This window comes from Butyrivibrio sp. LC3010 (genome assembly GCF_000424385.1).
Lineage (GTDB): Bacteria > Bacillota > Clostridia > Lachnospirales > Lachnospiraceae > Butyrivibrio.
In genome coordinates, this window is the sequence record NZ_AUJU01000001.1 from 187,622 (window position 1) to 199,941 (window position 12,320).

Here is a 12,320-nt window from a genome sequence, read left to right on the forward strand (position 1 = left end):
TGCGTAAAATTTGTTGAACGAAATTGTAGGCTCAATACACACGTATGCAAAATAAATTGATTGTAACTGCAAGCACAATATGTAACGAGTGCAAAACTAATATGACTGTGATTGCAAGTACAATATGCATCGTATGTATAATATTTTAATGCGCATATGTGATAGGTAATAATATTCACATACAATACGATGATATGCATATGCGATATATGCGATTAATGTAGGCGTGAGCTTTATGCTCCGCCTTTTTGTATTAAGAAACTACTCAATTTAAATATAAATTTGCACAAGAGCACCTGACTAATTGGAGCAGGAATTCCATTTTACGAATCTACCGATTGTTAATTGCAGATAAATTCCGTTGTGCTATTTCACCGACTGTTAATTGCAGAGGAAATTCCGTTACGCTGTTTCACCGACTGTTAATTGAAAATGATATTCTGTTGTACTGATCCACTGATTGTTAATGGGTGCGTAAATCCCGTTGCACTAATCCACCGATAGGCAAGGTTAGTCGTGTGTGCTAATTGATAGATGAAAAAACTATTTACAAACAGACATCAATGAATATAATAATATATTAAATGATATTAAATGATATTTTTCAAGGAGAAAAAATGCCTGTCGTAAATTCATATTCCATACTTGATTTTTATGCGCTTCCGGAGGAGATTCATGTGGAACTTATCAATGGCAGATACTATGAGATGCCGGTTCTTGGGGCGATGCATCAGGATTTGGCTTCATATTTTCATATACTTATTGGAGAATTCATAAGCGAGCTGGGAATAGATTGCAAAATATATGAAGGCTCTGTAAATGTAATGATATTGCAGGATGACTATAATATGTTTCAGCCGGATCTGATGATAGTTACGGATAAGAGCATCCTTGGTAAACGTGAGGTATATGGTGCTCCTGATTTTGTTTTGGAGATAATCTCAGATGAGATGAGGAGAGCTGCGATAGATGAAAAGGTGGAATGCTATGAGAGGGCAGGTGTGAAAAAGCTTCTGATAGTAGATATTAAGAATAGAAGTTTGACGGTATACGATCATGATGGGAATTCATACAACTGTGAGCAATACGGCTTTGTAGGGAATATGGATATGAATTTACTTGGTGGACAAGTAGTGATGGATCTTGAAAAGATCGGCTGTATCGCAGATGAGTACGGGAAATTCATTGACTGAACATGTTCGTTGATAAGTGATGATGTAGATAAATGAATAGGATTCGAGGCCTAATTTTTTGATGAAATTGAAAGAAATGGTATTAAATGGATGAAATTGAAAGAAATGGTAATTAATTTGAACCTATTCACATATTGTATTGGGATAAAATCAATTAGTGGGATAGGAATTGATTACTGTTAGCACAGGTTATTTAGGCGGTTACGGTATCCGTATTAGACCGGATTTACTAATATATAAACTGTCGTTTTTAGCAGTGAATAGAATGAAATAAATGAGAAGTATAAAGAAAATGGCTCCTCAGATTGTTTTTATAAGTTTTGTGATATATCATATAATAGGTTTCGATAAGAAATACAGGTAAATTAGTGAAGGAGAATCGCTATGACATTAGAAGAAGCAAAAAGCAAATTAGAGAAAAACGGACAGATGCATGTCCTCAAATATTATGATGAGCTTTCAGATGCTGAGAAGGCTGCGCTTTTACAGCAGATTGATGAGACAGATTTTGAAGTACTTAAGAATGCAAAAAATCTTGGACATGGTTCCGAGAGAGGAAAATTCGAACCTCTTGCATGTATGCAGCTTTCAGAGATCGAGAAGAGAAAAGAAGAGTTCAACCAGATCGGTACAGATGCAATCAAGGCTGGTAAGGTAGCAGCTTGTCTGTTGGCCGGAGGTATGGGTACAAGACTTGGTTCAGATGATCCTAAGGGTATGTACAACATCGGATTGACCAAGGAAGTGTTCATTTTCCAGAGAATTATTGAGAACCTTCTTGATGTGGTTAATGCAACAGGTTCATGGATTCATCTGTTCATCATGACAAGTGAGAAGAATCATGAGAAGACTGTAAACTTCCTTACAGAGAAGAACTTTTTCGGATATAAGGCAGATAAGGTGACATTCTTCAAACAGGACATGGCTCCTGCTTCAGATTATGAAGGAAAGGTATACATGGAGGAAAAGGGCCGTATCTCTACATCTCCTAACGGAAATGCAGGCTGGTTTTCATCTATGATCAAAGCAGGTCTTGATAAGACTCTTCATGAAGAAGGAATAGAGTGGGTTAACATTTTTGCTGTTGATAATGTGCTTCAGAGAATCTGCGATCCTTGCTTTGTTGGTGCTACTATCGAGCAGAAGGCTGAGGTAGGTGCAAAGGTTGTTAAGAAGAACGCTCCTGATGAAGGTGTAGGTGTTATGTGTCTTGAGGATGGCAAGCCGTCTATCGTAGAGTACTATGAACTCACACAGGAGATGATGGATGCTAAGGATGCAGCCGGAGAGCCTGCATATAACTATGGTGTAATCCTGAATTACCTCTTCAACGTACCGGCTCTTGAGCGTATAGCTAAGAATGAGCTTCCTCTTCACGTTGTTGAGAAGAAGATTCCTCACATCGATGAAAACGGGGAACTTGTAAAGCCTGAGACTCCTAACGGATGCAAATTTGAGCAGCTTGTTCTTGATATGATTCATGAACTTGACAGCTGTGTTCCTTATGAGGTTGTTCGTGAGTATGAATTTGCGCCTATTAAGAATAAGACAGGTAAGGATTCTGTAGAATCAGCAAGAGAACTTTGCAAGAAGAATGGTATAGAGCTGTAATTTTGATATCTTGAAATCTTATGAATATAGTAGACAGGGAGGAAAAAATGGCAATTTTAGTTACAGGTGGAGCAGGCTATATTGGAAGCCATACAGTTGTAGAACTTCAGAACGCAGGCTATGACGTAGTTGTTATGGATAACCTTGCCAATGCAAGTGAAAAAGTTTTGGGACGTGTTGAAGCAATAACCGGTAAGAAGGTTCCTTTTTACAAGACAGATATCCGTGACAGAGCAGGTCTTGAGGAGATTTTCAATAAAGAGAAAATCGATTCTGTTATACATTTTGCAGGACTTAAGGCAGTAGGTGAATCCGTACAGAAGCCTTGGGAGTACTATGAGAACAATATTGGCGGAACATTAACTCTTGTGGACGTGATGAGACAGCATGGCTGCAAAAACATAATTTTCTCATCATCAGCTACAGTATATGGCAATCCTGCATTTATACCGATCACAGAGGAATGCCCCAAGGGTCAGTGTACAAATCCTTATGGATGGACAAAGTCAATGCTTGAGCAGGTGCTGTCAGATATGCAGCATGCTGATCCTGAATGGAACGTAGTGCTTTTGAGATATTTCAATCCTATCGGAGCTCATAAGAGCGGAACAATAGGAGAGAATCCTAATGGTATTCCGAACAATCTGATGCCTTATATTACACAGGTTGCTGTTGGAAGACTTCCCAAGCTTAATGTATTTGGAAATGATTATGATACACCCGATGGTACAGGCGTACGTGATTACATCCATGTTGTTGATCTGGCTGTTGGACACGTTAAGGCTCTTAAGAAGCTTGAACCCGGAAGTGGTCTGTCCATCTACAACCTTGGAACCGGTGTTGGCTACAGTGTTCTTGACATTGTTAAGAATTTCGAAGAAGCTAACGGAGTTAAGATTCCTTATGAGATCCAGCCCAGACGTGCAGGGGATATAGCTACATGCTATTCAAATGCAGATAAGGCTGAGAAGGAACTTGGATGGAAAGCTCAGAACGGAATTCGTGAGATGTGTGAAGATTCCTGGAGATGGCAGAGTCAGAATCCTAACGGCTACGAGGACTAAGGATAGAGCCACAAGGCTTTTCATATATAATTTCTTGTTATTGTTCATACAGCTTTGCGCACTTGCTGCTCAGAGAGTGAGAATGTTTGAAGCTTTGAATATTGGATTTGCCCCATTGCCGAAGGCAACTGGAATTGGCAAATCCAGTTGCTTTGAGCATATTAAGGTGTGAACAGTAATAATTGCTTGAGGTATTATGTTTAAATTATGGGTACGACTCGTAAATGATAATCATCTTCTGAAGGATACGGTGATTGAGGATAACTCAATGGATACCAGGACGCATAAAGTTATGAATGCGTTGGAGAAGGCTTGTTATGACCTTGATCTGAGCAAGCCTATATGGCTGAAATCCACAGTACATGATTTTCAGCTTCATAATAAATGCAGATTTACCAAGGATGCATTTATTGAAGATATTCCATTCGAATATATGGAAATTCAGGTCATAGAGGAAGATGATTTTTATTATTGAATATGATGAAACAAATGATCAGAAAATGAAATAAATTGTCAATTTTTTGTGTCTTTAAAATCATTAGGAAAAATAACATAAACGTGATTTGCTAGATATTTCCCCGCTTTTTTGAGCATGAATTAAAGTTCAATTAAGATGAGGGAAATATTTTTTTGATACTTTTATCACAATTTCGTCACAATCACTTCCTATACTGAGAACATAGAAAACGAAATGAAAGAAATTATTTATCAAAATTTATCAAAGAAAAGAGGTAATGGATGATGTTTGATAATGAAAATAATGAACAGAATAAAGCAGAACTGGGGGAAAGACAGGAGACCAATGTTAATCCCGGAAGTACCTATGGCTCAGGTAGTAATTCAACAAGTGGTAGTGCAGAAAATGTAAACTCAAATTCTTACGGCAGCGGAAATCAGGGTAGTACCTACGGAAGTCAGAATAATACTTACGGAAACGGCTCTCAGAATAATACCTACGGAAATGGTCAGGGTTATACATATGGTTCAGGCAATCAGAATGGATCATATGGCAGCAACCAGAATAACAGCTACGGAACAGGCAATTATAATCAGAACAGCAATACAGGAAGTTACGGTAATTATTCTCAAAACCGTAATACAAACGGTAATTACAACTATAATAATCAGGGGACATATGGTAATTACCAGTACACATACAATCAACCCGGTATGAATGGAGGAAATGGACCTGTTAAAAGAAATACAGGTAAGAAAGTAGCAGCAGTTATTGCAGCAGCACTTGTTCTTAGTTTAGGTCTTGGTGCAGGATATTACAGCATGACAAGAATTACTCAGATGCCGGCATTGACAGATTCTCAGGATCAGGCTAGCGCAGCTGATAAGAATAAAGCTGCAGACGATAATTCAGTAAACAATGAATCAGGCAGCCAGGCTGATGCAGGATTAGATAGCACAACAGATATCATCGCTGATAACAATGCTGATTCCGGAATCGCACAGACTGAAACTGTTGAGAATAGTAAGACTGTTGTAACCGATGTTACAGAGGTTGTTGCAAAAGCAATGCCTGCCATGGTTTCAATCAACAATAATTACACACAGTCCGCATCATATTTTGGACAGACCTATAGCAAGGAGCTCACTGCATCAGGTTCAGGTATCATTGTTGGAACAAATGACAACGAGCTTTTAGTTGCAACTAACTATCATGTAATAGAAGGTGCTGATTCTCTTGAGGTATTCTTTGTAGATGAGAAAACTGCTAAGGCAGAGGTTAAGGGAACAGATTCAAATATGGACCTTGCAGTTATAGCTGTACAGCTTTCAGATCTTAGCGAGGAAACAAAGAATGCAATTGCTATAGCTACACTTGGTGATTCAGATTCACTTATCCTTGGTGAACCCGCTATAGCCATTGGTAATGCACTTGGATATGGCCAGTCAGTTACAACAGGAGTTATCAGTGCTGTTAATCGTATGATCGATCTGGACAACAGTAAGCAGGGAACATTCATTCAGACTAATGCAGCTATTAACCCCGGTAACTCAGGTGGTGCACTTCTTAACATCAGAGGTGAAGTAATTGGTATCAACTCTAATAAGATTGGTGGCGAAGCTATAGAGGGTATGGGATATGCTATCCCGATTTCAACAGCAAAGCCTATCATCGAGCAGCTTATGACTGAAAAGACACGTTCTAAGCTTGCTGAGGATCAGAGAGGTTATCTTGGAATATCCGGTGTTGGCGTAACTTCAGATGTATCACAGATGTATGGTCTTCCTCTTGGTGTATATGTAGCATCAGTTGCTGATGGAAGCGGCGCTAAGAATGCAGGCATTCAGGAAAGCGATATTATTACAAAGTTTGACGGAAAAGAAATTTCATCTATGGAAGATCTTCAGAACAAGCTTGCTTATTATGAAGCAGGTGAAACAGTTACAGTAACTGTTAAGAGACAGTCCACAGATGGATATCAGGATCAGGATATTCAGGTTACATTGGGTACAAAGCCCACAGTTCAGTCTGACAGCAATACTGAAGGCGAAAAGTATCAGGGCGGATCAAATCCCGATGCTAAGCCTGAAGAAGGTCAGGATGGTCAGGATGGTCAGCAGGGCGGCTATGAGATCAATCCATTTGAGAATCCTTTCGGTTTTGGATTTAACTTTGGTAACTAATTCAAGGAACTATTTAAATGCCATTGGGAGAGTTTCCCAGTGGCATTTTTTTATGTGAGAATGTTCTACGTCTTGAATATAGGATTTGCCCCTTTGCCGAAGGCAACTGGAATGGGCAAATCCAGTTGCTGTGAGCACCGTAAGGTGTGAACAGTAACACTGCAGGAGAATTAGCAAGCAAAATCCTTTCCAGTTAGCTTGATGAAAAACTTTACCGCGCATATAATTAAAATGTGTGTCAAATAACTACAGACAATATGGAGCTGAATACCGTTAGTGCAAGTACTTTGGGCGCTTATGGTATCCGTATCCGAACGGACTAAGTCGGATATAAGCTGGCATTTATATAGGAGAAATAATATGAGCGATAAATTCGATAATAACGGAAATGACGGGTTTGACTTCAGAGAAGTTATGGACTCTTCAGTTAATAATGATGAGGCTAAATCTGAGCATGAAAATGAGAAAAAGGATAAAGACTCAGTGACCTCAGTTAGCGGTAGTGTGGAAGATACTACAGGTAAAAAGGAAGGCTCTCAAAATAAAGAGAGCGAATACGAGGATGTCTGCTTCATGTGCAGACGACCTGAGAGTAAAGCCGGAAAGATGTTTCATTTACCCAATGGTATCTGTGTATGTGATGACTGTATGCACAAAACCATGGATACCGTAAGCCAGTTTGATTATCAGAACCTGTTAAATAACCCTAATCTCATGAATGAGTTAAATAAACACAGTGGGATGCCGGGGTTGAATTTTATGGATTTTGGTGACTTCATGAACACGGGTGGAATACCAAACTCCCAGAAGATTAAGAAGAAAAAAGAGGAAGACATTAAGGTAAAGCCTGTGTTTGATATTGAGCACATGCCTGCACCTCACAAGATCAAGGCTAAGCTTGACGATTTTATTATAGGTCAGGAAAAGGCTAAGAAGATTATTTCCGTTGCTGTTTATAATCACTATAAGCGTGTTAAGACAGGAACAATGGATGACATAGAGATCGAGAAATCAAACATACTGATGATCGGACCTACCGGAAGTGGTAAGACATATCTGGTTAAGACTCTTGCCAAGTTATTGGATGTGCCGCTTGCCATAGCTGATGCTACGTCTCTTACAGAGGCAGGATATATCGGTGACGATATTGAAAGTGTTGTAAGTAAGCTTCTTGCAGCTGCCGGGAATGATATTGACAGAGCTCAGCAAGGTATCATCTTTATCGACGAAATTGATAAGATTGCAAAGAAAAAGAATACAACATCCAGAGATGTTAGCGGAGAATCTGTTCAGCAGGGAATGCTTAAACTCTTAGAGGGAGCAGACGTTGAAGTTCCTGTTGGAGCAAGCAGCAAGAATGCTATGGTTCCCATGGCTACTGTTAACACCAGAAATATTCTGTTTATCTGTGGCGGTGCTTTCCCGGATCTTGAAGAGATCATCAAGCAGAGACTGAACAGGCAGACTTCAATAGGTTTTGATGCAGACTTAAAGGACAAGTGGGATAAGGATCCTGATCTTATTACAAAAGTTACTGTGGATGATCTTAAGAAATTTGGAATGATTCCTGAATTTTTAGGTCGTCTTCCTATCATATGCACTCTTAAGGGATTGTCCAAGGATATGCTTGTCAAGATTCTTGAGGAGCCGAAAAACGCGATTCTTAAGCAGTACCAAAAGCTCTTGGCGTTCGATGAGGTTAATCTTGAATTCGACAGAGATGCCCTTGAAGCTATCGCTGAGAAGGCCATGGAAAAAGAGACAGGAGCCAGAGCTCTGCGCGCAATAATAGAGGAATTCATGCTTGATATCATGTATGAGATTCCAAAGGATGACAACATAGGAAGCGTAACTATTACCGGAGATTACATCAGAGGAAAAGGCGGTCCCAGAATAGAGCTTAGGACTACCGAGGTTCCAAAGGCCATTCCGGTAAAAAATTCAGATGACTAAAGTGGATAGCATACAAAAAGTAACAAAGACATTTTTGCATATGCTGCCGGGGAAAAAGCAAACAATATAAAAAAGTAAATGAAAGCCTTCACCGTTGAAAAATGGCGAAGGCTTTTTATAAACTCATTAACTAAACGGATGGAGCGTAATTAAGCTGTGATAAATGTACCGGCTTTTCCTTTAAGTGCAGCGGATACTTCTGAAAGAGATGTTATAAGTACGCTACCTGAAGGATTCTTTTTAAGGAATTCGATGGCTGCCTCGATCTTGGGAAGCATATTGGTTGCACCAAACTGACCATCACGTATGTACTCTGTAGCTGTAGCGACATTCATGCGGTCAATCGGAGCCTGAGAGTCTTTTCCGAAGTCTGTGTATACGTTAGGCACAGATGTAAGGATGATAAGTCTGTCGGCACCTAAATCTGCAGCAAGCTTTCCTGCAATAGCGTCTTTCTCAATAACTGCTGAAGCTCCTTTAAGGACATGGCCCTGTTCAATAACAGGAATTCCGCCGCCGCCACATGCAATTACTATCTGACCGGCATCTGCAAGAGTACGGATGGCGTCTATTTCAACTATATCTATTGGCTTGGGAGCGGCAACGATACGAAGATATCCTTTTCCGGGAACCTCCTGAACAAAGTTGCCCTTCTTTATCTCGTTATCGGCATCCTCTTTTGACATGTATCTTCCGATAACTTTTGTGGGTGAATAGAAAGCCTCATCGTAAGGATCAACCGTAACCTGAGTAAGAATAGTACTTACAGGAGTTGAGATTCCACGGCTTGTAAGCTCGCTCTTAAGGGAATTCTGAAGGTCGTATCCGACATAGCCCTGGCTCATGGCGCTGCAGACACTCATTGGTGCAGGAGTATAGTCTATATAAATTCTTCTGAGCTCTGTCATCGCCTTGTGAATCATACTTACCTGCGGGCCGTTGCTGTGTGTGATGCTCAACTGGTAACCTGCCTCTACAAGATCTGCAAGAGCTTTAGCAGTGACTTTGACAGCTTCCATCTGTTCTGTGGTTGTATATCCAAGTGCCTCATGTCCAAGAGACACTACTGCCTTCCTGTTTTCCATAACAAATTCCTCCGTTATTTGACCTAAGGGGTACCACTTGCGGTGGGATTCCTTAGGTCAGTCCATTATTTTCATATTTGGTTTGACACTATCTTTTGATGTTTAATTATAGCACGATATATACATGAAAAGAATAATTATCGTTTTCCCAAAATGTATTCTCTAAACAGTGATTCGCCATTTTCAAGAAGCGTCTTGTAAGTATCAACAAACACTTCGTAAATAGGCAAAGAGCGCTTATCAAGGTCATAGGTTTGCGGAACTTCATTAAGCGCAGTATCTATGTCTGCCGCAATTTTTATGGCAACATTCTTATCAGGCATGGGAATCATGCCAAGAAAAGCTGAACTATAGGCTTTGCTGGAAGTGCAGGAGCTGATATAACAGGCTGCACAATCGGCCCATTCTTCTTTTATCATTGCTTTCTTCTCATCTGAAGTGCTGGAGGCTGAGTATTCATCAAGCTTAAAGTCATTTAGAAAGCCTTCTGTTTCCTTTTTGCGCTTTTTTGCAAAGAAGCCAAGCCCTGAAGATCTGTTACTTGTTAACAGCATCATAAAGGCACGCATATAGCGGTCTATGTATTGGGATCCTCTTTTCTCGTAGCGACCTTCGAGCAGTTCTGAATAGTAAGATATCTGCTGCTTTGTCAGAGGTTCTTCAGGAGCGTAATCTATATTTTTGTCAGGATTCTCATTAAGCAGTCCCTGTAAAAATGATTTTCTCTGATCGATGTCAGTAATCTCATGAAAATTGTGGACTTGCTTAATTGGAGAATTGTATAAGCTGTTGTTATTTATCATTATTAATCCTTAATGAATGTGGCTCATATATGGCCTACATCTCCAGCTTGTTATGCCTTCGATCGTAGGTCAGTATACCGTTTACTTCTTCCTCAACGTCAGAAAGCTGGGTATAAACAGCACCGGCGAGACCTTTTTTCTTAAGATTTTCAATGGTTTCGTTCATGAGGCTGTTGAAAGCTTTCTTAAAGTCTGATACTGTATCGAATCTTTTATAGCCATATATTCTGTCAACACTGCTATGACCGCTGATATAACAGGTATATCCGCCATATTCTGATATAACGAAAGCTCTGCGCTTTTTATCAGCGATTACGTCAAGCGGTCTGAAATAATTATGGACACTTCTAAAGTCACCGCCATTTTCATCAAACCATCCGCTTGCCTGGTCTATCAGTCTGTTGTCGGCAAATTGCCTTGCTTGAATTGTAGCTGCAGAAGCATTGAATTGTCCCCAGCCTTCATTGAAAAGAACCCACACGGAAATACTGGGTACATTGATGAGGTGCTGGATTGTCTCCTCCATCTCCCTGGTCCATTCTTTACGGCCGTCGGCAGATTCTCTTGAAAAGATATGATAATTAATTGGACCATCAGGCATATGTCCAAACACACCGGGAAATAGTGTGGGGAGATAGCTTACTACCGGCTTTGCGTAGGATGAACCTCCGCTGACCATATCCTGCCATACTATCATTCCAAGTCTGTCGCAGTGATAATACCATCTGGCTGCCTCGACTTTTATATGCTTTCTCAGCATATTGAAGCCAAGCCTTTTCATCTCCTGAATGTCAAAAATCAGAGCTTCATCACTCGGCGCAGTGTACAGACCGTCTGGCCAGTAGCCCTGGTCGAGAACTCCGTTCAGGAAATAAGGCTCACCGTTTAAGAAAAATAACGGGTGACCTTCTGCATCAAGTTGCCTTGTGAATGAGCGCATACCAAAGTAGGTCCATGCTTCATCGGAACCTGCTTTAATACATACCTGATAAAGATAAGGATCTTCAGGCGTCCACAGATGAGCCTTCGGTATGGCTATCTTGCAGGAGTAAACGTGAGTTGATATGTGTTTGCCTTCGATATCCGGCGAGAAGGTGCTGAGTTCATCAGATGAATGACTGAAGGAATCGTGAAAATCTTCAGATTCGAAGCGGTCACGTTCCTTGTCGCTTCTGTGGGTAGTATCACCCTCATTTTCAGCTATAAGTATCTCTTTATTTGCATCAAATATCTTGATGCTGATCGGAGAAATATCGTTGGTGTGAATCGTAACATATATAACGTCCAGATCTCTGTCCGGTATTATTCTGTAAGCGGTTATATGGGTTTTGGGAACGATCTCCATCCAGACTGTCTGCCAGATTCCGCTCTGGGCAGTATAATACATACCACCGCGCTTCAAGGTCTGTTTTCCTCTGCTGTGATAGGATGAGTCGGAATCATCCTGAACACAAACCGTAAGAACGCCTGAAAGTTTAGGGAATGAGCCTTTCAGGGCGTCAGTAATATCGATTGTAAAAGGAAGATAGCCTCCTGTATGAGCACCGACAGGCGTGCCGTTTATGAAAACGATGGCGCGCTGATCACAGGCTCCAAAATGCAGAAGTATCCTGGAATCAGGAGTCGGAAGTTCGATTTCACCCAGATTTTTTTTGTACCAGAGATATTCATCGGGCTTTAACTGGCGTTCAACACCTGAAAGAAGGGCTTCCGGGGAGAATGGAACCAGTATCTGACCATCCATTTTTTTGGGGTGAACATTGCTTTTTGTAAAAGCGTATTCCCACGATCCGTTGAGGTTTATATAGCTATTGCGTACAAACTGCGGACGGGGATATTCCTTAAGTACGTTGTCTTTATCAAGTGAATCTCCCCAGACAGTGGTAAGTTTGTGGAGAACATCATCTTCGTGTGTTTTATCGATAGCTTTGATTGCGTCAATTAAGTCCATTTTCTCGTCCTTCCATTAAG

9 protein-coding genes are annotated in these 12,320 nt (G+C 40.5%); 6 read left to right on the plus strand and 3 right to left on the minus strand.

All coding sequences use genetic code 11. The annotated features are described in order from the left end of the window. Positions 1-617 precede the first annotated feature (617 nt). From G622_RS0100750 to clpX, 6 genes are all read left to right on the plus strand, one after another. Positions 618-1,193, plus strand: coding sequence for a Uma2 family endonuclease (locus tag G622_RS0100750; protein ID WP_026509100.1), 576 nt, complete (start codon positions 618-620; stop codon positions 1,191-1,193). 384 nt (positions 1,194-1,577) lie between these two features. Beyond that, positions 1,578-2,804, plus strand: coding sequence for a UTP--glucose-1-phosphate uridylyltransferase (locus tag G622_RS0100755; protein WP_026509101.1), 1,227 nt, complete (start codon positions 1,578-1,580; stop codon positions 2,802-2,804). 47 nt (positions 2,805-2,851) lie between these two features. Then, entirely contained in the window at positions 2,852-3,868 is a 1,017-nt protein-coding gene (gene galE / locus G622_RS0100760; RefSeq protein WP_026509102.1) for a UDP-glucose 4-epimerase GalE, read from the plus strand. Positions 3,869-4,064: 196 nt separating this feature from the next. Continuing rightward, entirely contained in the window at positions 4,065-4,343 is a 279-nt protein-coding gene (locus G622_RS0100765; RefSeq protein WP_026509103.1) for a hypothetical protein, read from the plus strand. Between the two features lie 263 nt (positions 4,344-4,606). Beyond that, complete coding sequence (locus tag G622_RS21160) at positions 4,607-6,508, plus strand: trypsin-like peptidase domain-containing protein (protein ID WP_049945623.1); 1,902 nt, start codon at positions 4,607-4,609, stop codon at positions 6,506-6,508. Between the two features lie 414 nt (positions 6,509-6,922). Beyond that, a complete protein-coding gene (gene clpX, locus G622_RS0100775) occupies positions 6,923-8,461 on the plus strand; it encodes an ATP-dependent Clp protease ATP-binding subunit ClpX (RefSeq protein ID WP_026509104.1) in 1,539 nt (512 codons plus the stop codon). A 149-nt stretch (positions 8,462-8,610) separates the two neighbouring features. Here the strand turns inward: clpX and arcC are convergent, their stop codons facing one another. The 3 genes from arcC to G622_RS0100790 all read right to left on the minus strand — a co-directional run bounded on the left by arcC (position 8,611) and on the right by G622_RS0100790 (position 12,300). Beyond that, entirely contained in the window at positions 8,611-9,546 is a 936-nt protein-coding gene (gene arcC, locus G622_RS0100780) for a carbamate kinase (protein ID WP_026509105.1), read from the minus strand. A gap of 137 nt (positions 9,547-9,683) precedes the next feature. Next, positions 9,684-10,349: a DUF6553 family protein gene (locus G622_RS24170; RefSeq protein ID WP_049945624.1), complete on the minus strand. Its 666-nt coding sequence runs from the start codon at positions 10,347-10,349 to the stop codon at positions 9,684-9,686. 34 nt (positions 10,350-10,383) lie between these two features. Then, positions 10,384-12,300 (minus strand): glycoside hydrolase family 2 protein, encoded by a 1,917-nt coding sequence (locus G622_RS0100790; RefSeq protein ID WP_044956893.1) that lies wholly within the window; start codon positions 12,298-12,300, stop codon positions 10,384-10,386. Between the last annotated feature and the right edge of the window lie 20 nt (positions 12,301-12,320).

Bases quoted from the DNA above. Each gene is read 5' to 3' on its own strand.
- G622_RS0100755 (WP_026509101.1), top strand. From the start codon at position 1,578: ATGACATTAGAAGAAGCAAAAAGCAAATTAGAGAAAAACGGACAGATG.
- G622_RS0100765 (WP_026509103.1), top strand. From the start codon at position 4,065: ATGTTTAAATTATGGGTACGACTCGTAAATGATAATCATCTTCTGAAG.
- G622_RS21160 (WP_049945623.1), top strand. From the start codon at position 4,607: ATGATGTTTGATAATGAAAATAATGAACAGAATAAAGCAGAACTGGGG.
- clpX (WP_026509104.1), top strand. From the start codon at position 6,923: ATGGACTCTTCAGTTAATAATGATGAGGCTAAATCTGAGCATGAAAAT.
- G622_RS24170 (WP_049945624.1), bottom strand. From the start codon at position 10,349: ATGATAAATAACAACAGCTTATACAATTCTCCAATTAAGCAAGTCCAC.
- G622_RS0100750 (WP_026509100.1), top strand. From the start codon at position 618: ATGCCTGTCGTAAATTCATATTCCATACTTGATTTTTATGCGCTTCCG.
- galE (WP_026509102.1), top strand. From the start codon at position 2,852: ATGGCAATTTTAGTTACAGGTGGAGCAGGCTATATTGGAAGCCATACA.
- G622_RS0100790 (WP_044956893.1), bottom strand. From the start codon at position 12,300: ATGGACTTAATTGACGCAATCAAAGCTATCGATAAAACACACGAAGAT.
- arcC (WP_026509105.1), bottom strand. From the start codon at position 9,546: ATGGAAAACAGGAAGGCAGTAGTGTCTCTTGGACATGAGGCACTTGGA.